This window comes from Roseateles sp. GW823-FHT07B05 (assembly GCF_058794515.1).
Genome location: NZ_JBXAGX010000001.1, coordinates 679758 through 703275 on the forward strand (window position 1 = coordinate 679758; position 23518 = coordinate 703275).

At 69.0% G+C, this 23518-nt stretch carries 22 protein-coding genes and 1 tRNA gene; 20 read left to right on the top strand and 3 right to left on the bottom strand.

Going from position 1 to position 23518, the window contains the following annotated elements; all coding sequences use genetic code 11:
• Positions 1-66: 66 nt before the first annotated feature.
• The 17 genes from ndk (at position 67) to AC1Q7O_RS02850 (ending at position 16240) form a co-directional block, all read left to right on the top strand.
• The gene (ndk, locus tag AC1Q7O_RS02770) at positions 67-495 is read left to right on the top strand and encodes a nucleoside-diphosphate kinase (protein WP_394397155.1); all 429 of its coding nucleotides are present in this window, start codon (positions 67-69) and stop codon (positions 493-495) included.
• Between the two features lie 39 nt (positions 496-534).
• The gene (rlmN, locus tag AC1Q7O_RS02775) at positions 535-1647 is read left to right on the top strand and encodes a dual-specificity RNA methyltransferase RlmN (protein WP_492658525.1); all 1113 of its coding nucleotides are present in this window, start codon (positions 535-537) and stop codon (positions 1645-1647) included.
• Positions 1648-1676: 29 nt separating this feature from the next.
• Positions 1677-2462, top strand: coding sequence for a type IV pilus biogenesis/stability protein PilW (gene pilW / locus AC1Q7O_RS02780; protein ID WP_492658524.1), 786 nt, complete (start codon positions 1677-1679; stop codon positions 2460-2462).
• Positions 2463-2493: 31 nt separating this feature from the next.
• Positions 2494-3402: a helix-turn-helix domain-containing protein gene (locus AC1Q7O_RS02785; RefSeq protein WP_492658523.1), complete on the top strand. Its 909-nt coding sequence runs from the start codon at positions 2494-2496 to the stop codon at positions 3400-3402.
• Complete coding sequence (gene ispG, locus AC1Q7O_RS02790; RefSeq protein WP_492658522.1) at positions 3402-4664, top strand: flavodoxin-dependent (E)-4-hydroxy-3-methylbut-2-enyl-diphosphate synthase; 1263 nt, start codon at positions 3402-3404, stop codon at positions 4662-4664. The genes AC1Q7O_RS02785 and ispG overlap by 1 nt, the downstream gene beginning before the upstream one ends.
• An 11-nt stretch (positions 4665-4675) precedes the next feature.
• The gene (gene hisS, locus AC1Q7O_RS02795) at positions 4676-5983 is read left to right on the top strand and encodes a histidine--tRNA ligase (RefSeq protein ID WP_492658521.1); all 1308 of its coding nucleotides are present in this window, start codon (positions 4676-4678) and stop codon (positions 5981-5983) included.
• Positions 5984-6018: 35 nt separating this feature from the next.
• The gene (locus AC1Q7O_RS02800; protein WP_492658520.1) at positions 6019-6687 is read left to right on the top strand and encodes a YfgM family protein; all 669 of its coding nucleotides are present in this window, start codon (positions 6019-6021) and stop codon (positions 6685-6687) included.
• Positions 6684-7829, top strand: coding sequence for an outer membrane protein assembly factor BamB (gene bamB / locus AC1Q7O_RS02805; RefSeq protein ID WP_492658519.1), 1146 nt, complete (start codon positions 6684-6686; stop codon positions 7827-7829). The genes AC1Q7O_RS02800 and bamB overlap by 4 nt, the downstream gene beginning before the upstream one ends.
• Positions 7826-9163 (top strand): ribosome biogenesis GTPase Der, encoded by a 1338-nt coding sequence (der, locus tag AC1Q7O_RS02810; RefSeq protein ID WP_492658518.1) that lies wholly within the window; start codon positions 7826-7828, stop codon positions 9161-9163. Before bamB ends, der begins: the two co-directional genes overlap by 4 nt.
• Positions 9164-9242: 79 nt before the next feature.
• Positions 9243-9485, top strand: coding sequence for an RNA chaperone Hfq (hfq, locus tag AC1Q7O_RS02815; protein WP_056198163.1), 243 nt, complete (start codon positions 9243-9245; stop codon positions 9483-9485).
• A 10-nt stretch (positions 9486-9495) separates the two neighbouring features.
• Positions 9496-10737 (top strand): GTPase HflX, encoded by a 1242-nt coding sequence (gene hflX, locus AC1Q7O_RS02820; protein ID WP_492658517.1) that lies wholly within the window; start codon positions 9496-9498, stop codon positions 10735-10737.
• Positions 10734-11978, top strand: a complete 1245-nt coding sequence (hflK, locus tag AC1Q7O_RS02825) for an FtsH protease activity modulator HflK (protein ID WP_492658516.1) — start codon at positions 10734-10736, stop codon at positions 11976-11978. Before hflX ends, hflK begins: the two co-directional genes overlap by 4 nt.
• Before the next feature lie 15 nt (positions 11979-11993).
• Positions 11994-12890 (top strand): protease modulator HflC, encoded by an 897-nt coding sequence (hflC, locus tag AC1Q7O_RS02830; RefSeq protein ID WP_492658515.1) that lies wholly within the window; start codon positions 11994-11996, stop codon positions 12888-12890.
• Entirely contained in the window at positions 12887-13069 is a 183-nt protein-coding gene (locus tag AC1Q7O_RS02835) for a DUF2065 domain-containing protein (protein WP_492658514.1), read from the top strand. Before hflC ends, AC1Q7O_RS02835 begins: the two co-directional genes overlap by 4 nt.
• A gap of 73 nt (positions 13070-13142) precedes the next feature.
• Positions 13143-14306 (top strand): ATP phosphoribosyltransferase regulatory subunit, encoded by a 1164-nt coding sequence (locus AC1Q7O_RS02840; RefSeq protein ID WP_492658513.1) that lies wholly within the window; start codon positions 13143-13145, stop codon positions 14304-14306.
• Between the two features lie 44 nt (positions 14307-14350).
• The gene (locus AC1Q7O_RS02845; RefSeq protein ID WP_492658512.1) at positions 14351-15688 is read left to right on the top strand and encodes an adenylosuccinate synthase; all 1338 of its coding nucleotides are present in this window, start codon (positions 14351-14353) and stop codon (positions 15686-15688) included.
• A gap of 30 nt (positions 15689-15718) precedes the next feature.
• Positions 15719-16240 (top strand): phosphoribosyltransferase, encoded by a 522-nt coding sequence (locus AC1Q7O_RS02850; RefSeq protein ID WP_492658511.1) that lies wholly within the window; start codon positions 15719-15721, stop codon positions 16238-16240.
• Between the two features lie 157 nt (positions 16241-16397).
• Here AC1Q7O_RS02850 and AC1Q7O_RS02855 read toward each other — a convergent pair.
• Positions 16398-16482: transfer RNA gene (locus tag AC1Q7O_RS02855), tRNA-Leu, on the bottom strand.
• Positions 16483-16550: 68 nt separating this feature from the next.
• Between AC1Q7O_RS02855 and rnr the strand changes: the two genes are divergently transcribed.
• Positions 16551-18863 (top strand): ribonuclease R, encoded by a 2313-nt coding sequence (gene rnr / locus AC1Q7O_RS02860; RefSeq protein ID WP_492658510.1) that lies wholly within the window; start codon positions 16551-16553, stop codon positions 18861-18863.
• 3 nt (positions 18864-18866) lie between these two features.
• Here the strand turns inward: rnr and AC1Q7O_RS02865 are convergent, their stop codons facing one another.
• Together AC1Q7O_RS02865 and AC1Q7O_RS02870 are read right to left on the bottom strand one after the other, a co-directional pair.
• Positions 18867-20219: an NAD(P)H-hydrate dehydratase gene (locus AC1Q7O_RS02865; RefSeq protein ID WP_492658509.1), complete on the bottom strand. Its 1353-nt coding sequence runs from the start codon at positions 20217-20219 to the stop codon at positions 18867-18869.
• A gap of 10 nt (positions 20220-20229) precedes the next feature.
• A complete protein-coding gene (locus AC1Q7O_RS02870) occupies positions 20230-21471 on the bottom strand; it encodes an NAD(P)/FAD-dependent oxidoreductase (protein ID WP_492658508.1) in 1242 nt (413 codons plus the stop codon).
• 333 nt (positions 21472-21804) lie between these two features.
• Between AC1Q7O_RS02870 and rpsB the strand changes: the two genes are divergently transcribed.
• Both rpsB and tsf read left to right on the top strand, forming a co-directional pair.
• Positions 21805-22551, top strand: coding sequence for a 30S ribosomal protein S2 (gene rpsB, locus AC1Q7O_RS02875; protein ID WP_492658507.1), 747 nt, complete (start codon positions 21805-21807; stop codon positions 22549-22551).
• A gap of 68 nt (positions 22552-22619) precedes the next feature.
• Positions 22620-23513 (top strand): translation elongation factor Ts, encoded by an 894-nt coding sequence (tsf, locus tag AC1Q7O_RS02880; RefSeq protein ID WP_492658506.1) that lies wholly within the window; start codon positions 22620-22622, stop codon positions 23511-23513.
• Positions 23514-23518: the final 5 nt, after the last annotated feature.

A 23518-nucleotide genomic window follows, 5' to 3' on the forward strand; every position in this document is an offset into this window, starting at 1 on the left:
AACTAGGGTCATCCCTGAACGCTACAATCGCAGGCTTTGTCCAATACGCCCCCTCAGGAGAACTCCATGGCGATCGAAACCACCCTGTCCATCATCAAGCCCGATGCCGTGGCGAAGAACGTCATCGGCCAGATCTACGCCCGCTTCGAAGCCGCCGGCCTGAAGGTCGTCGCTGCCAAGATGGTGCATCTGTCGCGCGGTGAAGCCGAACAGTTCTACGCCGTCCACAAGGCCCGCCCGTTCTTCAACGACCTGGTCAACTTCATGATCAGCGGCCCGGTGATGATCCAGGCCCTGCAAGGCGAAGGCGCCATCCTGAAGAACCGTGACCTGATGGGCGCGACCGATCCGAAGAAGGCCGAGAAGGGCACCATCCGCGCCGACTTCGCCGACAGCATCGACGCCAACGCCGTGCACGGCTCCGACGCTGCCGAAACGGCCGCCGTCGAAGTGGCGTTCTTCTTCCCCGGCATGAACGTCTACGCTGCCAAGTAAACCCCAACGGGGTCGGTGACCCCGGCCCAGGAAGTTCGTATGGACGCGGTCAACCTGCTCGGTTTCGATCTGCCAGGCTTGGCCGCCTATTGCGAGCAACTGGGCGAAAAGAAATTCCGTGCGACCCAGCTGTTCCGCTGGGTCCACCAGAAAGGCGCGTCGGACTTCGACCAGATGTCCGACCTCGCCAAGTCCTTGCGCGACAAGCTCAAGGGCCGTGCCCACATCTCGGCGCTGCCGGTGATCTCGGAGCACGTGTCGGCCGACGGCACCATCAAGTGGCTGTTCGACGTCGGTGCCGGCAATGCGGTCGAGGCCGTGTTCATCCCCGAAGACGATCGCGGCACGCTGTGCATTTCCAGCCAGGCCGGTTGCGCCGTGGGCTGCCGTTTCTGCTCCACCGGCCACCAGGGCTTCAGCCGCAACCTGACGACGGCCGAGATCACGGCCCAGCTGTGGTTTGCCGAGCATTCGCTGCGCAAGCGCCAGAACACGACCGAGCGCGTCATCTCCAACGTCGTGATGATGGGCATGGGCGAGCCGCTGCAGAACTACGACCAGCTCGTGCCGTCGCTGAAGACCATGCTGGACGACCATGGATACGGCCTGAGCCGCCGCCGCGTGACGGTGTCGACCTCCGGCGTCGTGCCGATGATCGACCGGCTGCGCGAGGACTGCCCCGTGGCGCTGGCCGTCAGCCTGCATGCGCCGACCGACCCGCTGCGCGACCAGCTCGTGCCGCTGAACAAGAAGTACCCGATCGCCGAGCTGCTGGACAGCTGCAATCGCTACCTCGAGAAGGCGCCGCGCGACTTCATCACCTTCGAGTACTGCATGCTGCAGGAGGTGAACGATTCGCCGGAGCAGGCGAGGGAGCTGCTGAAGCTGCTCAAGGGCCGGGTCAACTGCAAGATCAACCTGATCCCGTTCAACCCGTTCCCGGCATCCGGCCTGATCCGCAGCACGAACGCGCGAGTGCAGGCCTTTGCCGAAGTGCTGATCCAGGCCGGCATCGTGACCACCGTGCGCAAGACGCGCGGTGACGACATCGACGCCGCCTGCGGCCAGCTGGCCGGCGAGGTGCAGGACCGCACCCGCGCGCATATCCGCATGGTCAGAGCCCCCGTGGCGGTGGCCAAATCCACGCCGTGACACGCTGGGTGTCCAACCACGAGGATTTGATGAAGCGACTGCTGACCGTCCTGACTGCCTGTCTGCTGGCCGCCTGTGCCAGCACCGGCACCGCGCCCACCGCCGACCGCGAGATCAAGACCGACTCCGACCAGACCGACGCCGACCGCCGTGCGGCCATCCGGCTGGAGCTGGCGCAGGGCTATTTCTCGCGCGGCCAGTTCCCCACGGCGCTGGACGAGCTCAAGCTCGCGCTGCAGGTCAAGCCCGACATGCGCGAGGCCGTGAACCTGCGCGGCCTCATCTACGCCGCCATGGGCGACCACCAGCTCGCCGAGGAAACCTTCCGCCGCGCGCTGGCCGTCTACCCCAACGACCCCGACACGCTGCACAACTACGGCTGGTTCCTGTGCCAGCAGCAGCGCTGGGCCACGGCCGACTCGCTGTTCGACCAGGCGCTGGCGCAGTCCACCTACCGCGCACCGGCCCGCACGCTGCTGGCCAAGGGCGTCTGCGAGGCCCGCGCCGGCCGCCTGCTGGTGGCCGAGAAGACGCTGTCGCGCGCCTTCGAGCTGGACCCTGGCAGCCCCGTCATCGCCGTCAACCTGTCCGAGGTGCTGTATCGCAACCGCGAGCTGGAGCGCGCCCGCTTCTATGTGAAGCGCGTCAACGACCAGCCCGAGCAGATGAACGCGCAGAGCGTCTGGCTGCAGCTGCGCATCGAGCGAAAGCTGGGCCACAGCAATGTCGTCGACGACCTGGCCCTGATCCTGCGCCGCAAGTTCCCGCAGGCCCCGGAAACGCAGGCGCTGGACGCCGGCCGCTACGAAGACTGAGCCGCCTGGCGGCCGACAACAAGAAGAGACGATGGAACCCATCTCCGAGGGACGTGACCCCCAGGCCGCCACCGCTGGCGCCTGGCTGAGGAGCGCGCGCCAGCAGCGTGGCCTGCACATCGCGGCGCTGGCCGTCATGCTCAAGGTGCCCCAGGCCAAGCTGGAGGCGCTGGAGGCCGACCGCTACGACGACCTGCCCGACGCGACCTTCGCGCGCGCGCTGGCCACGTCGGTCTGCCGCGCGCTGAAGGTGGACGCGGCGCCCGTGCTGGCGCTGCTGCCGCGCACGCGCGACCAGCAGTTCGACATGCGCCCCGGGCTGAACCAGCCCTTCCGCGAGCGCAGCGCGGGCGGCCCCATCGACGGCGGCGTGCTGGCCCTCGTCGCGCGGCCCGTGGTCTGGGGCCCTGCCTTGCTGCTGATCGCCGCGGCGGCCATCTACTGGATTCCCGCCGGCTGGCTGCCGGAGCGCGAGGCTGCATCGGCACCGGCCGCCGCCTTCCCGGCCTCGGGCGTGGTGACGGCCGTGGCCAGCGCGCCGGTCGAGTTCGTGCCCGCGCCCGCCGCTGCCGAGCCGGTCGCGTCGGCCCCCGTGACGCTGACCGCGCCGGTGCCGGCCGTCGTCGCGTCCGCGCCGCTGCAGGTGCGTGACGTCGCCCCGCCGCCGGCCGCCACGCCGGCGCCCGTGCCAGCCGCGGCCACCGGCCCGGCGCTGCGCGTCAGCGCCAGCGCCGACAGCTGGATCGAGATCGTCGATGCCAGGGGGCAGGTCGTGCTGTCGCGCGTGCTGCGCCAGGGCGAGCAGCAGGATCTGGCCGGCACCGCACCGTACAAGGTGCGTGTCGGCAACGTGGGGGGGACGAAGATCGAATGGCGCGGCAGCGTCGTCGACCTGGCCGCCCGCGCCAGCAACAACGTCGCCCGTCTGGAGTTGAATTGATGAGCGAATGGATCATTCCCGAGGCCGCGCCCGCGCCGCGCAAGAGCCGCCAGGCCCGCGTGGTCTGGGGCAATCGTGTCGTCACCGTCGGCGGTGACGCGCCGGTGCGCGTGCAGTCCATGACGAACACCGACACGGTGGACGCCATCGGCACGGCCATCCAGGTCAAGGAGCTGGCGATTGCGGGCTCGGAGATGGTGCGCATCACCGTCAACACGCCCGAGGCGGCCGAGCAGGTGCCCTACATCCGCGAGCAGTTGGACCGCATGGGCATCGACACGCCGTTGGTGGGCGACTTCCACTACAACGGCCACCGCCTGCTGACCGAGTACCCGGCCATGGCGCAGGCGCTGTCCAAGTACCGCATCAACCCCGGCAACGTCGGCAAGGGCGAGAAGAAGGACAGGCAGTTCGCGCAGATGATCGAAGCCGCGATGAAGTACGACAAGGTCGTGCGCATCGGCGTCAACTGGGGCAGCCTGGACCAGGAGCTGCTCGCGCAGTTCATGGACGAGAACGCGCGCCGCGCCCAGCCCTGGGATGCCAAGCCGGTCATGTACCAGGCGCTGGTCGAGTCTGCGCTGACGTCGGCCACCTATGCCCGCGAGCTGGGCATGAACCCCGACAACATCATCATCAGCTGCAAGGTCAGCGGCGTGCAGGACCTGATCTCGGTCTACCGCGAGCTGGCCCGTCGCTGCGACTATGCGCTGCACCTGGGCCTGACCGAAGCTGGCATGGGCACCAAGGGCACGGTGGCGTCCTCCGTCGCCTTGGGCATCCTGGCGCAGGAGGGCATCGGCGACACCATCCGCGTCAGCCTCACGCCGCAGCCCGGCGAATCGCGCACGCAGGAAGTGGTCGTCGCGCTGGAGATCCTGCAGTCGCTGGGCCTGCGCCACTTCAACCCCAGCGTCACCGCCTGCCCGGGCTGTGGCCGCACCACCAGCACGACCTTCCAGGAACTGGCCAAGCAGATCGACGACTTCCTGCGCCTGCAGATGCCGGTCTGGCGCAACAAGTACCCCGGCGTCGAAGAGATGAAGGTGGCCGTCATGGGCTGCATCGTCAACGGCCCCGGCGAGAGCAAGCATGCCGACATCGGCATCAGCCTGCCCGGCACCGGCGAGGCGCCGGCGGCGCCCGTCTTCATCGACGGCGAGAAGGCGCTGACGCTGCGCGGCGACAACATCGCGCAGGAGTTCCACGCGCTGGTCGAGAACTACATCGAGAAGCGCTTCGGCGCCACGGCTGCGGCCTGAACACGGATTCCATGAGCGAGACCAAGAAAGTCCAGCCGCTGCAGGCGGTGAAGGGCATGAACGACATCCTGCCGCCGGAATCGGCGCGCTGGGAGCAACTCGAAGCCACGATGCGCGGCGTGCTGGCGCGCTACGGCTACAGCAACGTGCGCGTGCCCATCGTCGAGCCGACGGCGCTGTTCGTGCGCGGCATCGGCGAGGTGACGGACATCGTTGAGAAGGAGATGTACGCCTTCGAAGACCGCGCCGACAAGCACGGCCAGGCTGAGCACCTGGCGCTGCGCCCCGAGGGCACTGCCGGCGTCGTGCGCGCGATGATCGAGCACAGCTACCTGCGCGACAGCCCGCGCCGCCTCTACTACGTCGGCCCGATGTTCCGCCGCGAGAAGCCGCAGAAGGGCCGCTACCGGCAGTTCCACCAGATGGGCATCGAGGCGCTGGGCTTCGCCGGGCCCGACGTCGATGCCGAAGTCATCCTGCTGGCCCGCACGCTGTGGCGCGAGCTGGGGCTGAAGGAGGGCGAGGACGTCTCGCTGGAGATCAACTGCCTGGGCCAGCCGGACGAGCGCGCCGCGCACCGCGCTGCGCTGATCGCCCACCTCGAGCAGCACCAGAGCGTGCTGGACGAGGAAGCCAAGTCCCGCATGTACAGCAACCCGCTGCGCGTGCTGGACACCAAGAACCCCGCGATGCAGGCCATGGCCGAAGCGGCGCCCAAGCTGCTGGACTTCCTCGGCGAAGCCTCGCTGGCCCACTTCAACGGCGTGAAGGCGCTGCTGGATGCGGTCGGCCTGGCCTACCGCATCAACCCCCGCCTCGTGCGCGGGCTGGACTACTACAACCTCACCGTCTTCGAGTGGGTGACGGACAAGCTGGGCGCCCAGGGCACCGTCTGCGCCGGTGGCCGCTACGACGGCCTCGTCGAGCAGCTGGGCGGCAAGCCCACGCCGGCGGTCGGCTTCGGCATGGGCCTGGAGCGGCTGCTGCTGCTGCTGGAGACGCTGGGCCTGCAGGCGCCCACCGCCGTGCCCGACGCCTATGCCGTCGTGCCCGACCCGGCCGAGCTGCCGCGCATCCTGCCGACGCTGGAAGCGCTGCGCGCCGCCGGCGTGAGCGTGCAGATGCACGCCGGCGGCGGGTCGTTCAAGTCGCAGTTCAAGAAGGCCGACGGCTCCGGCGCGCGCTACGCGCTGGTGTTCGGCGCCGACGAACTGGCGCGCGGCGAAGTGGCCGTGAAGCCGCTTCGGGACGGTACCGAACAGACCAGTCGCCCCCTCGCCGACGTGGCCGCCTGGGCGGCCGAACTGCGCACCGCATAATCCCGGGCCTTGCCCGAACACGCTGACTTCCTCTCATGGCATCGCATCTCGACCTCGAAGAACAAGAACAACTGGACCAGCTCAAGGCCTTCTGGAAGCGCTGGGGCAACCTCATCACCTGGCTCATCACGGCCGCGCTGGCCGCCTTCGCCGCGTGGCAGGGCTGGAACTGGTACCAGCGCGACCAGGCCGCCCAGGCCAGCGCGATGTACGACGAGTTCGACCGCGCCGTCAGCGCGCAGGACCTCGACAAGGCCACCGCTGCCGCGGGCGACCTCAAGGCCCGCTTCGCCAGCACCGGCTTCGCCGCGCAGGCCGGCCTGCAGGTCGCCAGGCTGCAGCTGGACAAGGGCAAGGCCGATGACGCCAAGCAAAGCCTGACCTGGGTGGCCGAGCAGGGTTCGGAGAGCGCCTACCGCGACCTGGCCCGTCTGCGCCTGGCCGGCCTGCAGCTCGACGCCAAGGCCCACGACGACGCGCTGAAGACGCTGGACGCGATCAAGTCCACCGAGTTCTCGGCCCTGGTGGCCGACCGCCGCGGTGATGCGCTGCTGCTGCAGGACAAGCGCGACGCCGCCAAGGCCGAGTACCAGAAGGCGCTGGCCGGTCTGGAGAAGACGCAGGACTACCGCCGCATCATCGAAGCCAAGCTCGCCACGCTGGGCGTGCCCACTGCCGTCGAGACCACCGGAGCCGCGCAATGAAGCGCCTCGTTCAAATCACGCTGATCTCGCTGGCCGCGGCCTCGCTGTCGGGCTGCTCGACGATCAGCAATACGTGGAACAACTGGTTCGGCGACGCGAAGAACAAGCCCGCGGTGCTGGAGACGTTGACCGGCCCGGCTTCCGGCCGCGTGGTCTGGAGCACCAAGGGCGACGACGTCACCTTCCCGCTCAGCATCGCGACGCCGGGTGACCGCTTCGTCGTCGCCAGCGTCGACGGCACCGTGCGCGCGCTGGCCGCCGCCGATGGCCGCGAGCTGTGGCGCGGCACGGCCGGCGCCAAGCTGGCTGCCGGCGTCGGCAGCGACGGCCGCTTCGCGGCGGTGGTCAACCGCGACAACGAGCTGGTCGTGCTCGACAACGGCGCGGTGGTCTGGAAGAAGGCCCTGCCCACGCCCGTCATTGCCGCGCCGCTGGTGGCTGGCGAGCGCGTCTTCGCGCTGACGCTGGACCGCCAGGTCCTCGCGTTCGACGCGCTGGACGGCCGCAAGATCTGGGAGCTGCGCCGCCCCGGCGAGCCGCTGACGCTGGCCAAGGCCGGCGTGCTGATGGCTTACAAGGACACGCTGATCGTCGGCCAGGGCGCGCGCCTGGCGGGCATCGATCCGCTCAAAGGCCAGCTGCGCTGGGAAGCCAGCGTCGCCACGCCGCGCGGCACCAACGAGGTCGAGCGCCTGGCCGACCTCGTCGGCCCGGCCGTGCGCCAGGGCGACGTCATCTGCGCACGCGCCTTCCAGTCGTCGGTGGGCTGCGTGAACGCCGAGCGCGGCAGCGCGCTGTGGAACCGTGTCGTCGGCGGCACCAACGGCATCGGCGCGGACGACCAGATCGTCGTCGCCGGCGACGCCTCGGACCGCATGTCGGCCTGGAAGCTGGCCAACGGCGACCTGGCCTGGTCGGCCGACCAGTTCCAGCTGCGCAAGTTGTCGGCGCCCGTGGTGCTGAACAAGCAGATCATCGTGGGCGACTACGAAGGCCAGGTCCACCTGCTGGACCGCGACACCGGCAAGACCCGCTCCCGCATCGCCACCGACGGCACGCCCGTCGCAGCCATCACGCTGCTGGGCGACACGGCGCTTGTCGCCACCAGGAATGGCGGCCTGTTCGCCATCAAGGCCGAATGAAACCTGTCATTGCCCTGGTCGGCCGCCCCAACGTGGGCAAGTCGACGTTGTTCAACCGCCTGACGAAGTCGCGCGACGCCATCGTGGCCGACTTCGCCGGCCTGACGCGCGACCGCCACTACGGCGACGGCCGCCTGGGCGATCGCGAGTTCATCGTCATCGACACCGGCGGCTTCGAGCCCGACAGCTCGACCGGCATCGTCAAGGAGATGGCCAAGCAGACCAAGCAGGCCGTTGCCGAGGCCGATGCGGTCATCTTCGTCGTCGACATCCGCTTAGGGCTTTCGGCCCACGACAGCGACATCGCCCGCTACCTGCGCAGCGTCAACAAGCGCGTGCACCTGGCCGTCAACAAGGCCGAGGGCATGAGCGAGTCGCCGCTGCTGGCCGAGTTCCACGAACTCGGCATGGGCGAGCCGCACCCGATCTCTTCGGCGCACGGGCAGGGCATCCGCAGCCTGCTGGACGCCGTGCTGGAGCCCTTCGAGGACACCAGCGAGGAATTCGGCGCCGGCCCGCAGCAGGACGGCGTCATTCGCCTGGCCGTGGCCGGCCGCCCCAACGTCGGCAAGAGCACGCTGATCAACACCTGGCTCGGCGAGGAGCGCCTCGTCGCCTTCGACATGCCGGGCACGACGCGTGACGCCATCTCGGTCGACTTCGAGCGCAACGGCCAGAAGTTCAAGCTCATCGACACCGCCGGCCTGCGCCGCAAGGGCAAGGTCTTCGAGGCCATCGAGAAGTTCTCGGTCGTCAAGACGCTGCAGGCCATCGCCGACGCGCACGTCGTGCTGCTGCTGCTCGATGCGACCCAGGGCGTGACCGACCAGGACGCCCACATCGCCGGCTACATCCTCGACAGCGGCCGCGCCGTCGTGCTGGCCTGCAACAAGTGGGACGCCGTCGACAGCTACCAGCGCGAGACGCTGCAGCGTCAGATCGAGCAGCGCCTGGCCTTCCTGAAGTTCGCGCCGATGCACCACATCTCGGCGCTGAAGCGGCAGGGGCTCAGCAGCCTGTGGAATGCGATGGCCGATGCCTATGCGTCCGCCTACCGCAAGATGACGACGCCGGTGCTGACCCGCCTCATCCAGGAGGCCGTGGAGCACCAGCAGCCCAAGCGCTCCGGCGTGTCGCGCCCCAAGATGCGCTACGCCCACCAGGGTGGCCAGAACCCGCCCATCGTCGTCATCCACGGCAATGCGCTGGACGGCGTCACCGAGGTCTACAAGCGCTACCTGGAAGGCCGCATCCGCGCCCACTACAAACTGGTCGGCACACCGCTGAAGATAGAGCTACGTTCTTCGAAGAATCCCTTCGACGAAAAGACCTAGGCTGACCTCCGGAGGGACAAAGACGCTGTGTTAAGGTCTTACCCGTAGTCCCCACCTCCCGATAACTCGGAGCATACCGATGAGCAACAAAGGCCAACTTTTGCAGGACCCCTTTTTGAACCTGCTGCGCAAAGAGCATGTGCCGGTTTCGATCTACCTCGTCAACGGCATCAAGCTGCAAGGCCACATCGAATCGTTTGACCAGTACGTCGTGCTGCTCCGCAACACGGTGACCCAGATGGTCTACAAGCACGCGATCTCCACCGTCGTGCCGGGCCGCGCGGTCAACTTCCACGCCGGCGACGCTCCCGCGGACGCCTGATCCCGACCCCTTGTCCCCGACCTCTGCCAACGCCGCGACGCCGCCCTCCGAGGCGGCGCGCGCCATTCTTGTGGGCGTCGATTTCGGTCGACAGTCCGCCAAACAGGGCTTTGACGAAAGCCTGGACGAGCTGGCGCTGCTGGCCGAATCCGCCGGCGACACGCCGGTCGCCAAGGTCATCGCCCGCCGCCCGGCGCCCGACGCCGCGCTGTTCGTCGGCTCCGGCAAGGCCGACGAGATCAAGCTGCTCGTGCAGGCCCACCAGGCCCACACGGTGCTGTTCGACCAGGCCATCTCGCCCGCGCAGCAGCGCAACCTCGAGAAGGTGCTGGGCGTGCCCGTTGCCGACCGCACCGCGCTGATCCTCGAGATCTTCGCGCAGCGCGCCAAGAGCCACGAGGGCAAGCTGCAGGTCGAGCTGGCGCGGCTGCAATACCTGGCCACGCGCCTGGTGCGCCGCTGGAGCCACCTGGAGCGCCAGAGTGGCGGCATCGGCATGCGCGGCGGCCCCGGCGAGGCGCAGATCGAGCTGGACCGTCGCATGATCGACGACCGCATCAAGAAGACCAAGGAGCGGCTCAAGCAGGTGCAGAAGCAGCGCAGCACGCAGCGCAAGTCCCGCTCCCGCAATGGCGTCTTCAAGGTCTCGCTGGTCGGCTACACGAACGCGGGCAAGAGCACGCTGTTCAATGCGCTCACCAAGGCGCGTGCCTATGCCGCCAACCAGCTGTTCGCGACGCTGGACACCACCACGCGCTCGCTCTACCTGGAGCAGGCTGAGGCCAGCGTGTCGCTGTCCGACACGGTGGGCTTCATCCGCGACCTGCCGCACAAACTTGTCGAGGCCTTCCGCGCGACGCTGCAGGAGGCGGCCGATGCCGACCTGCTGCTGCATGTCGTCGATGCCGCCAGCCCGGTGCTGGACGAGCAGATGGCCGAGGTAGAGCGCGTGCTGGAGGAAATCGGCGCCGGCGGCGTGCCGCAGATCCTCGTCTACAACAAGCAGGACCTGCTGGCCGACGACCAGCGCCCGCGCGAGATCGTCGACGCGATGCTGCGCCCCAATGGCTCGACCGAGCCGACGCCGCGCGTGTTCGTCAGCGCCGTCGAAGGCGATGGCCTGGCCGAACTGCGCCAGCTCATCGCGACGGCCATGCAGGCCCAGCCCTTGATTCCCGACGAGCGGGACCCACGTTTCGATGCTGATCCGTCAGACATCGAATCCTCTTCCTCAGACCCTTCTCAGGCATGAGCAGCACTCTCAACACTCCGCCCCGCAGCCCCTGGGCCCGGCGCCTGATGACGCCGGTCGCGCGAGCCGCAGGCCGGCTGCTGAACAACGGCCGCAACGACGGCCCGCCCGACCTCGACGAGCTGTGGCGCGACTTCAACCGCAAGCTCTCGGGCATGTTCGGTGGGCGCAACGGCGGGTCGTCGGGCGGCGGCGCCGGCGGTGCGCCGGACATGAAGGGCGCGGGCATCGGCATCGGGCTCATCGCCGGTGTCGTCGCGCTGGGCTGGCTGGCCAGCGGCTTCTTCATCGTGCAGGAAGGCCAGCAGGGCGTCATCACGTCCTTCGGCAAGTACGACAAGACCGTGGAGGCCGGCTTCCAGTGGCGCCTGCCGTATCCGTTCCAGGCGCACGAGGTGCAACCGGTGTCGCAGCTGCGTCAGGTGGAAGTGGGTCGCAACTCGGTTGTCGCGGCCACGGGGCTGCGCGACTCGTCCATGCTGACGCAGGACGAGAACATCGTCGACATCCGCTTCAAGGTGCAGTTCACCATCCGTGACCTGAAGGACTTCCTGTTCGAGAACCGCGACCCCGAGCAGGCCGTGCTGCTGGCCGCCGAATCCGCCGTGCGCGAGATCGTCGGCAAGAGCGCGATGGACTCGGTGCTGTACGAGCAGCGTGACGCCATCGCGGCCGACCTCGTCAAGTCCATCCAGGCGCAGATGGACCGCCTCAAGGCCGGCGTCCAGATCAAGAACGTCAACCTGGAGAGCGTGCAGGCGCCCGACCAGGTGCAGGCCGCGTTCGACGACGTGCAGAAGGCCAATGCCGACCGTGAGCGGGCCAAGAACGACGCGCAGGCCTACGCCAACGACAAGATCCCCAGCGCGCAGGGCGATGCCGCCAAGCTGCGCGAGCAGGCCGAGGGCTACAAGGCCAGCGTCATTGCCCGCGCAGAGGGCGATGCCGAACGCTTCAAGAGCGTGCTGGCCGAGTACCAGAAGGCGCCGCAGGTCACGCGCGACCGCATCTACATCGACACGATGCAGCAGATCTACGCCAACGTCAGCAAGGTCATGGTGGACAGCCGCAACGGCTCCAACATGCTGTACCTGCCGCTGGACAAGCTGCTGCAGCAGGGCAGCTCCGGCACCGTGACCGTGTCGCCGCCGCAGCCCACGACGCTGCCCGAGCCGCAGAACCTGCCCAGCGCCAACGACCTGCGCAGCCGTGACAACCAGCGCAGCCGCGACGGCCGCTGATCGAGGAGCCCCCACATGAACCGAATTGCCGCCATCGTTGCCGGCGTCCTCGTCGCGCTGATGCTGGCCTCGTCCATGCTGTTCGTGGTTGACCAGCGGCAGTTCGCCGCGGTCTACGCGCTGGGCGAGATCAAGGAAGTCATCACCGAGCCGGGCCTGCACGGCAAGCTGCCGCCGCCGTTCCAGAACGTCGTGCTGCTGGACCGCCGCGTGCAGACGCTGGACAGCCCCGAGTCGCGCGCTATCTTCACGGCCGAGAAGAAGAGCCTGGTCATCGACTGGCTCATCAAGTGGCGCATCGCCGAGCCGCGCCAGTTCATCCGCAACAGCGGCGTCGACATCCGCAACGTCGAGAACCGCCTGGCGCCCGTCGTGCAGGCTGCGTTCAACGAGGAAGTGACCAAGCGCACCGTCATCGCCGTGCTGGCGACCGAGCGCGAAAAGATCATGCAGGACGTGCGCAAGCGCCTGGCCGACGAGGCCAAGCAGTTCGGCATCGAGATCGTCGACGTGCGCATCAAGCGCGTGGACTTCGCGTCCAGCATCACCGATTCGGTCTACCGCCGCATGGACTCCGAGCGCAAGCGCGTGGCCGCGGAGGCCCGCTCCACCGGTGCCGCCGAGGGCGAGAAGATCAAGGCCGACGCCGACCGCCAGCGCGAAATCATCGTCGCCGAGGCCTACCGTGATGCGCAGAAGATCATGGGCGAGGGTGATGCCAAGGCGTCGGCCCTGTATGCCGAGGCCTTCGGCCGCGACCCGCAGTTCGCGCAGTTCTACCGTTCGCTGATGGCCTACCGTGCCAGCTTCAAGACGAAGAACGACGTGATGGTGGTGGACCCCAACAGCGACTTCTTCAAGGCCATGCGGGGCTCCGGCGCCGCGCCCGCTGCCGCTCCTGCACGCAAGTGAACGAGCTGCTCAGCGCGCTGGCGCTGGTGCTGATCATCGAAGGGCTGATGCCGCTGCTCAGCCCGGCGCGCTGGCGCGAGGTGTTCGCCCGCGTGCTGGCCATGAGCGACGGCCAGATCCGCTTCATCGGCCTGATCAGCATCGTGCTGGGCGCGCTGGGATTGCTGTGGTTGCGCTGATCGGAAGGCTCGCTGCGCGCTGAAGGCGGGGAGGGCATAGGTACAATGCCGTTTTTAACCGCCTGCCCCGACCATGTCCTCTGCTTGGCTGCTGCCAGAGCACATTGCCGATGTCCTGCCTTCGCAGGCGCGCCGCATCGAAGAGCTGCGTAGAGAACTGCTCGACATGGCCCGCAGCTACGGCTGCGAGCTGGTCATCCCGCCGCTGCTGGAGCATCTGGACTCCCTGCTGTCCGGCACGGGCAGCGGCAGCGAGATCAAGTTGTTCAAGCTGGTCGACCAGCTGTCTGGCCGCTCGCTTGGCGTGCGCGCCGACACGACGCCGCAGGTGGCCCGCATCGACGCCCATCTGCTGAACCGCCAGGGCGTGACCCGCCTGTGCTACTGCGGCCCCGTGGCCCACACGCGGCCGGACGGCCTGAACACCAGCCGCGAGCCGCTGCAGTTCGGCGTCGAGATCTACGGCCACGCCGGCCTGGAGGCCGACCTGGAAGTGCAGGAGCTGGCGCTGGATGCCTTGCGCCGCGCCGGCCTGAAGAAGGTCATGCTGGACCTCGGCGACGCCCGCCTGCTGCAGGGCGTGCTGGACGGCGTCAAGCTGGCGCCCGAAGCACTGACGGCGCTGACCGCGGCGCTGGCGGCCAAGGACGTTGCCGTGCTGGCGACGCTGACTGCCGACCTGCCCGCCGAGACCCGTGATGCGCTGCTGGCGCTGCCCAGCCTGTTCGGCGGCCGCGAGGTGCTGGCCGAGGCCGCGCGCCGCCTGCCCGCGCACCCACTGGTCAAGGCCGCGCTGGCCGACCTGGACTGGCTGGCCGGCCATCTGGGGGCCGTGCATCCCGAGGTCAGCCTGGGCTTCGACCTGGCCGACCTGCAGGGCTATGCCTACTACACCGGCATCCGTTTCGCGGCCTACGCGGCGGGCTGCTCCGACGCCGTGCTGCGCGGCGGCCGCTACGACGAGGTCGGCGCCGTGTTCGGCCGCCGTCGCCCGGCCGCGGGCTTCAGCCTGGACCTGAAGACGCTGGTGACGCTGGTGCCCGCCACGCCGTTGCGTGCCGCTGTGCGCGCGCCGTGGGGCGACGACGCGTCGCTGCGCCAGGCCGTGCGCGCGCTGCGCGAGCAGGGCGAGACGGTGGTCTGCGTGCTGCCGGGCCACGAGCACGAGGCCGATGAATTCGACTGTGACCGCGAACTGGTTCGCGATCACGCTGACTGGGTCGTCCGGGCGCTCTGAGCGCGACGGCCCCACTTCCTTCCAAGCTACAGCAGGCAAACAACATGCAAAGCCAAACCGCGCGTGGACGCAATGTGGTCGTCGTCGGCACCCAGTGGGGTGACGAGGGCAAGGGCAAGGTCGTCGACTGGATGACCGACCACGCCCAAGGTGTCGTGCGCTTCCAGGGCGGCCACAACGCGGGCCACACGCTGGTCATCAAGGGCATCAAGACGGCGCTGCAGCTGATCCCCAGCGGCATCATGCGCGACGGCGTGGCCTGCTACATCGGCAATGGCGTGGTGCTGGACCCGACCCATCTGCTGACCGAGATCGAGCGCCTCGAAGCCGCCGGTGTCGAGGTGCGTTCGCGCCTGTTCATCAGCGAGTCCTGCCCGCTGATCCTGCCGTTCCACGTCGCCGTCGACAAGGCGCGCGAGGCGCTGCGCGAGACCAGTGGCAGCGGCAAGATCGGCACGACGGGCAAGGGCATCGGCCCGGCCTACGAGGACAAGGTCGCCCGCCGCGCGCTGCGCGCCCAGGACCTGAAGCACCCCGAGCGCTTCGCGAAGAAGCTGCGCGAGCTGCTGGAGCTGCACAACTTCGCACTGCGCGGCTACCTGAAGGGCGAAGAGCTGGCCTTCGAGCCCATCTTCGAGCAGGCCATGAAGATGGCTGAGCAGATCAAGCCCATGCTGGCCGACGTCGGCTACATGATCCACAAGGCCAGCAAGGCCGGCGCCAACATCCTGTTCGAAGGCGCGCAAGGCACGCTGCTGGACATCGACCACGGCACCTACCCCTACGTGACGTCCAGCAACTGCGTGGCCGGCAACGCCGCCGCCGGTGCCGGCGTGGGCCCGCAGATGCTGCACTACATGCTGGGCATCACGAAGGCGTACACGACGCGCGTGGGCTCCGGCCCGTTCCCGACCGAGCTGGACTGGGAAGTGGCGGGCACCGTCGGCTACCACCTGTCCACCGTGGGCCAGGAGCGCGGCACCGTCACCGGCCGCGCGCGCCGCTGCGGCTGGCTGGACGCCGCCGCGCTGAAGCGCTCCATCATCATCAACGGCATCACCGGCCTGTGCCTGACCAAGCTGGACGTGCTGGACGGCCTGGCCGAGATCAAGGTCTGCGTCGGCTACCAGCTCAACGGCCAGCTGCTGGACATCCTGCCGCTGGATGCCGACGAGATCGAGGACTGCACGCCCGTGTATGAGACCTTCCCGGGCTGGACCGAGACCACCTTTGGCATGACCAGCTGGGATGCGCTGCCGGCCAACGCGCGCGCCTACCTGAAGCGTGTCGAGGAAGTCATCGGCGCGCCCATCGACATGGTCTCCACCGGCCCCGACCGTGAGCACACCATTGTGCTGCGCCACCCGTATTCCGCCTCCTGATCACCATCACACCACGGAGACAACACCACCATGTTGACCGACGACGGCAAGCACCTCTACGTATCCTGGGACGAGTACCACCTGCTGACCGAGCGCCTGGCGCTCAAGGTGCACGCCTCGGGCTGGCAGTTCGACCAGATCCTCTGCCTGGCCCGTGGCGGCATGCGCCCGGGCGACGTGCTGTCGCGCGTTTTCGACAAGCCGCTGGGCATCATGTCCACCAGCTCCTACCGTGCCGAAGCCGGCACCATCCAGGGCCGCCTGGACATGGCCAAGTACATCACCATGCCCAAGGGCGAGCTGGCTGGCCGCGTGCTGCTGGTGGATGACCTGGCCGACTCGGGCGTGACGCTGAAGGCCGTGGTGGAGCGCCTGCGTGGCATGCCGGCCATCTCCGAGCTGCGCTCGGCGGTGATCTGGACCAAGCAGGTCTCGGCCTACACGCCGGACTACTACGTCGAGATGCTGGAAACCTCGCCGTGGATTCACCAGCCGTTCGAGGAGTACGACGGCATGGGGCCGGAAGCCCTGGCGAAGAAATTCGTCGTTTGAACCTGAAGATGGGCGCCAGGCAGGATTCGCTGATGCGCCCATCCAAGGCGGTGCCCGACGTTGTCGTCGGCGCCGACCTTGACTCTTTGTCGGCATCGCCGCGGCGCACAAAGCAAAAAGGCCAGCACTTGCGTGCTGGCCTTTTCGTTTCTTGTTATGGTGCCCAGGAGAGGACTCGAACCTCCACGGAGTTACCCGCTAGTACCTGAAACTAGTGCGTCTACCAATTCCGCCACCTGGGCAAGGTTCTCAAAACTTCTTTTGAAGTCCTGAGCCGTTTCAGGAAAGCGCGGACTATAGCATCAAAAACTTGAAGAACACAACACACTCCACCAAGGCTGACGGCGCCGGGCTGCTCGGCGAAGTCGAAGGCACGCTGCAAGGCCATCGCGACGGCCACGGCTTCTTGATCCCGGACGACGGCTCGACCGACGTCTATCTGTCCTCGCAAGAGACCCATGCCGTCATGCACGGCGACCGCCTGCGCGTGCGCGTCGTGCGCTTCGACAAGCGCGGCCGCCCCGAGGGCAAGGTGCTGGAGATCCTGGAGCGCAAGAGGCGGCCCATCATCGGCAGGCTGCTGCTGGAGTCGGGCATCTGGCTGGTCGCGCCCGAGGACCGGCGCATGGGCCAGGACATCCTTATCCCCAAGAACGGCATCGCGAATGCGACCGCCGGCCAGGTCGTCGCCGTCGAGCTGACCGAGCCGCCGTCGCTGTATTCGCAGCCGGTGGGCCGCGTGGTTGAAGTGTTAGGGGAAATCGACGACCCCGGCATGGAGATCGAGATCGCCGTGCGCAAGTACGACGTGCCGCACCGCTTCAGCCCCGAGACGCTGGCGCAGAGCGCCAAGCTGCCCGAGAAGCTGCGCGCGGCAGACCTGAAGCACCGCATTGACCTGCGCGACGTGCCGCTGGTCACCATCGACGGCGAGGACGCGCGCGACTTCGACGACGCCGTCTACTGCGAGCCCTTCAAGCAGGGACGCGGCAAGAAGGCCTTCGACGGCTGGCGCCTGCTGGTGGCCATCGCCGACGTGTCGCACTACGTGAAGCCCGGCGAGCCGCTGGACGCCGACGCCTACGAGCGCGCCACGTCCGTCTACTTCCCGCGTCGCGTCATTCCGATGCTGCCGGAGAAGCTGTCCAACGGCCTGTGCTCGTTGAACCCGTATGAAGACCGGCTCAGCATGGTCTGCGACATGCTCGTGTCCACCGATGGCGAGGTCACGGCCTACCAGTTCTACCCGGCCGTCATCAGCTCGCATGCGCGCTTCACGTACAACGAGGTCGCGGCTATCCTTGGCAACACGCATGGCCCCGAGGCCGCCAAGCGTCGCGAGCTGGTGCCGCACCTGCTGCACCTGCACGAGGTCTACCGCGCGCTGCTGTCCGAGCGCGGCCGGCGTGGCGCGGTGGACTTCGAGACGACCGAGACGCAGATCGTCTGCGACGACAACGGCCGCATCGAGAAGATCATCCCGCGCACGCGGAACGACGCGCACCGGCTGATCGAGGAGGCCATGCTGGCCGCCAACACCTGCTCGGCGGATTTCATCCAGTCGAACAAGCACCATGCGCTGTTCCGCGTGCACGAGGGTCCGACGCCCGAGAAGCGCACGACGCTGCAGAACTACCTGCGCTCGCTCGGCATCGGCATGGGTGTTTCCGACGACCCGACGCCGCGCGAGTTCCAGCAGATCGCCCAGGCGACCAAGGACCGCCCGGACGCGCAGCAGATCCACACCATGCTGCTGCGCTCCATGCAGCAGGCCATCTACACCGGCACCAACTCCGGCCACTTCGGCCTGGCGTATCCGGCTTACACGCACTTCACCAGCCCGATCCGGCGCTACCCGGACCTGCTGGTCCACCGCGTCATCAAGGCGCTGCTGGCGGGCAAGAAGTACACGCTGGACCCGGCCAAGATGAACGTGCCGCAGGCGCCCAAGCGCCCCGGCCGCGCGGCGCCGCCCAACCCGGCGGAGGCGCGCAACGAGGCCGAGCGCTGGGAGGTCGTCGGCGCGCACTGCAGCGCCAACGAGCGCCGTGCTGACGAGGCCAGCCGCGACGTCGAGGCCTGGCTGAAGTGCCGCTACATGCGCGACCGCCTCGGCGAGGAATTCGCCGGCACCGTCAGTGCGGTCACGTCGTTCGGGCTGTTCGTGCAGCTGGATGCGCTCTACGTCGAAGGCCTGGTGCACATCACCGAACTGGGCGGCGAGTACTACCGCTTCGACGAGGTGCGCCAGGAGCTGCGTGGCGAGCGCACCGGCATCCGCTACGCCACGGGCGCGCGCGTGCAGGTGCAGGTCAGCCGTGTGGACCTGGACGGCCGCCGTATCGACTTCCGCCTCGTGCGGGACGCCGACGACGTGCGCTCGCCCAGCCGCGCCGCTGCCGGAAAGCCGGCGGGCAAGGCGCCGGCCAAGAAGCGCGCCCCGAAGACCGCCGTCGAGGCGCTGGAGGATGTGCGCCAGGCCGATCGCGATGTGAAGCAGAGCCGCAAGGCCGTCGTCGCTGCATTGCACCCCGTCAAGGCGGCGCAGCAGGCGGCCAAGCGGGCGGCCGGCAAGGCTGCCAAGAAGGCGCCTGCGAAGACGGCGCCGCGCAAGCGCCGTTGAGGCTCAGCGCAGCGCCGCGAGGCGCTCGATGAGATCGCCCGCGCGCAGCACGCCATCCACCTCGCCGGCGCGGCCGTGCGCGTCCACGCCCGCGCAGGCGATGGCATGGGCGCCGGCATCCGGCTGCTGGGCCCACAGCCCGCCCAGCCAGCCGGCCAGCACGTCGCCGCTGCCGGCCGTGGCCAGCGCCGGGCCGCCGCTGGCGCAGATGGCCGGCCGCTCGGCGGGCGACGCGATGACACTGCCCGAGCCCTTCAGCACGACGCTGCAGTTCAGCCGCGCCGACAGCTCGCGCGCGGCGGCCAGGCGGTCGGCCTGCACGGCCGCGGTGTCCCGGTCCAGCAGGCGGGCTGCTTCGAGTGGATGAGGCGTCAGCATGGTGGTGCCGGCCGGCCGGGCGCGCAGCAGGTCCTGCAGTGCCAGGCTGGAGGCGACGGCATTCAGCGCGTCGGCATCGAGCACGACGCGGGGCAGCCGCTGCAGCATCGCGGGCAGCTGATCGGCAATGGTCGTGCCGGCGCCGCAGCCGATGACGCCCACGGCCTGCGGCAGCTCGGCCAGCGTGCCGCGCATCAGCTCGGGCCGGCCGGCGTCGGCCACCTCGCCCGCCGGCAGACCGAGCAGGTCGGCGTAGACACGGCCCGCGCCGCAGGCCAGCGCAGCCCGGGCGGCCAGCCGCGCCGCGCCCTGCATGCCGGCGGCGCCGCCCACCACCAGCACCTGGCCGTGGCTGCCCTTGTGGCTGGTGGCGCCGCGCGCGGGTGCGGGCGACGGGCCCAGCAGGTCGGCGGTGGGGGCCTCGTCGGGCGCCACGCCGAGGTCGTCGAACCACAGCCGGCCCACCTGCGCGCGGCCCTCACCGGTGAACAGCCCGGGCTTGAGCGTCAGCAGCGTCAGCGTGTGGTCGGCGCGCAGCGCCCGTCCGCCCGCGGGCTGGCCCGTGTCGGCCAGCAGGCCGCTGGGCAGGTCGACAGCGACGATGGCGGCGCCGCAGGCCTGCATCGCGGCGAGGGTGGCCTGCATCGCCGCCGAGGGCGCGCGGTTCAACCCCAGGCCTAGCAGCGCGTCGATGACCAGCGACGGTGCCGGCGGCGGCTCGCTGCCGATGTGCACCGGCACGCCGGCCTCGGCCAGCCGCCGCGCGGCGACGCGGCCGTCGCCGCCGTTGTTGCCCGGCCCGCAGGCGATCCACACGGGGCCAGCGCCGCGGCGCAGCGCCAGTGCCAGTTTGGCGACGGCCAGGCCGGCGCGCTCCATCAGGTCGGGCGAATGGGTCAGCGCCCGCGTCTCGATGCGCCGGCTGGCGGCGACGTCGAACAAGGGCAGGGCGGTGGTGGTGGGCAGCAGCGCATGCATGCCCGCGAGCTTAGGCCAGCCGCTGCGGCCCCAGCGGCGTCACGTCCAGCGCCGGTGTCTGCCCGCTGATCTGCTGTGCCAGCAGCTGGGCCGCGCCGCAGGCCACGCCCCAGCCCAGGCCGCCAGCCGACAGGTTCAGCCACAGGCCCGGCTGGCCGCTGGCGCCCAGCACCGGCATGCCGTCGGCTGGCTGTGCACGGCGGTTCTGGCTCTGCTGCACCTGTTGGTGCAGTACCGAGCCCGGGAACCAGTGCTGCAGGCCGCGGTGCAGGGCTTCGAAGTCGGGCGTGTGCCGGCCTGCGGCGCCGGTCACCGCCAGGCCGCCGGTCACGCGCACGCGTTGCCCCGTGCGGGCCACGACGAGGCCGCGCGACGGGTCGACCCAGCCGGCCTTAGGGCCCAGGTCGGGGTGGGCCTCCAGCAGCCGCAGCGGCGCGGTGACCGAGGTCTCGTGCAGCGCCGCCAGCGGCAGGCGCCGGCCCAGCAGTGCCGGCGCGTCCAGCCCGTTGCACAGCACGACGGCGTCGAAGCGCTCGTCCATCGCACCCGGCGCCTGCGGCAGTGTGTCGCCGGCGTCGCGCTCGCCGCCACGCGTGGGCGCCTCCTGTGGCGGCGTGTATTCGTGGCGCAGCGCCAGTACGGCGCCTTCGTTGGCGATGGCGCGCACTGTGGTGTGAAAGCGCAAGGTCACGCCCAGCCGCTGGGCCTGCTGGCGCAGCTGCTGCGCGAACAGGCGGGCGTTGCCGGTGCCGCCGCCGGCGAGCGCCAGCGCGCCTGCCAGCGGGGCCTCGCCGTTGAGCCCGGGCTCGCGCCGGCGCGCCTCGTCGGCGTCCAGCAGGTCGACGCCCAGCCCCAGCGCCTTCCAGCCAGCCAGCTGCGCCTCGGCGGCCGTGACGCGCCGGCTCTCCGCGAGGGCGACCAGCAGCCCCTCGGATGCTTCGTCGTCCAGCCCGAGGCTGTGCCGCAGCTCGGCCGTGCGGGCCAGCCCGAACTGGCTCAACGCGGCCAGCGTGTCGGTGCTGCGGCGACGGGCGCGCCAGCGGCGCCAGCGCCAGGCCAGCGGCGCCGGCGGCAGCGTGTCGGCCAGGCCGGGCAGCCAGGGCGACAGCAGCGCGCTGCCGGCAAAGCTGGCCTGCTCGGCGACGCTGCCGCCGCGCTCGAACACCTGCACCTGCCAACCCAGCGCGGCCAGCTCGTAGGCCGTGGCCACGCCGGCCAGCCCGGCGCCCACCACGGCGATGCGGCGGCTCACCGGTCCACCCGGCGGATGTCTGCGGCGCAGGGGGTGACGGGCGATTCGCCGGGCGCTTGCCTGGGGCGTCGGCTGAGGTGGGCCATGGGTTGTGTATACTCTGCGGGTTTTGCCGGAGGGCTTGCGCATTCAAGCGCAGGTTTTCAGCTTCGGCAGAACGGTTGTGAGGGTGTCGGCTGGAGCGATCTGCCCCGCCTGTCGCAACAAATCGCAAACCGGCCACGCAAAGGTGTTGTGGTTTGCGGCCCTGGGAATCAGGCAAGAAACAGCTGTTTCCAGGTGCTGCAACGCAATTCGGGCCGGATTTTAGACACAACCTTCGGAGTAAGACCCATGTCTGTCACGATGCGCGAGATGCTGGAAGCCGGCGTCCATTTCGGCCACCAAACCCGCTTCTGGAATCCCAAGATGGCCCCGTATATCTACGGCCATCGCAACAAGATCCACATCATCAACCTCGAGAAGACGCTGCCCGCGTTCAACGATGCGATGAAGTTCGTGCGCTCGCTGTCCGCCAAGCGCGGCACGATCCTGATGATCGGCACGAAGCGCCAGGCCCGTGAGTTCATCGCCGCCGAAGCCCAGCGCGCCGGCATGCCCTACGTCGACTCGCGTTGGCTGGGCGGCATGATGACCAACTTCAAGACGGTCAAGACGTCCCTCAAGAACCTGAAGGACATGCAGGCCCAGGTCGAGGCTGGCACCCAGCCCGCGATCAAGAAGGAAGCCCTGCTGTTCCAGCGCGACATCGCCAAGCTGGAAAAGAATATCGGCGGCATCCAGGACATGACCGCGCTGCCCGACGCCATCTTCGTCATCGACGTCGGCTATCACAAGATCGCCGTTGCCGAAGCCAAGAAGCTGGGCATTCCCGTCATCGGCGTGGTTGACACCAACCACTCGCCCGAAGGCATCGACTACGTCATCCCCGGCAACGACGACTCGGCCAAGGCCGTGGCGCTGTACGCCCGTGCCGTCGCCGACGCCGTGCTGGAAGGCAAGGCCAACGCCACGAACGAAGTGCTGGCTGCGGTTGCCCCGGCCGGCGACGAGTTCGTCGAGGTTTCCGAAGAGGCGTAAGCCCTTTCGACCCTGCATCTGAAAGGGGCCGCGAGGCCCCTTTTGCCAACCGAAATCTGGAGAGAACAATGGCTGCAATCACTGCAAGCATGGTGGGCGAACTGCGTGCCCGCACCGACGCCCCGATGATGGAGTGCAAGAAGGCGCTGACGGAAGCCGACGGCGACCTGGGCCGCGCTGAAGAGATCCTGCGCGTCAAGCTGGGCAACAAGGCCGGCAAGGCCGCCTCGCGCATCACCGCCGAAGGCATCGTCGCCTCGGCCGTCGTCGGCGGCAACGGCGCGCTGATCGAAGTCAACTGCGAAACCGACTTCGTTTCGAAGAACGACGCCTTCCTGGCGTTCGTCAGCGCGCTGGCCGGCCTCGTCGCCGAGAACAACCCCGCCGACGTGGCCGCGCTGTCGGCGCTGCCGCTGTCGCAGGAAGGCTTCGGCCCGACGGTGGAAGACGTGCGCAAGGGCCTGATCGGCAAGATCGGCGAGAACATGACGATCCGCCGCTTCCAGCGCTACACCGGCTCCAAGCTGGCCACCTACCTGCACGGCACCCGCATCGGCGTGGTCGTCGAGTTCGAAGGTGACGACACGGCTGCCAAGGACGTCGCGATGCACATCGCCGCCATGAAGCCCGCCGCGCTGTCCAGCGCCGACGTGCCGGCCGAGCTGGTCGAGAAGGAGCGCAAGATCGCCACCGAGAAGGCTGCCGAGTCTGGCAAGCCGGCCGACATCGTCGCCAAGATGGTCGAAGGCTCGGTGCAGAAGTTCCTGAAGGAAGTCTCGCTGCTGGACCAGGTCTTCGTGAAGGCCGCTGACGGCAAGCAGACCGTGGGCGCCCACCTGAAGGCTGCCAGCACGACGGTCAAGGGCTTCACGCTGTACGTCGTGGGCGAAGGCATCGAGAAGAAGGTCGACGACTTCGCGGCCGAAGTGGCTGCCCAGGTGGCGGCTGCCAAGGGTCAGTAAAGACT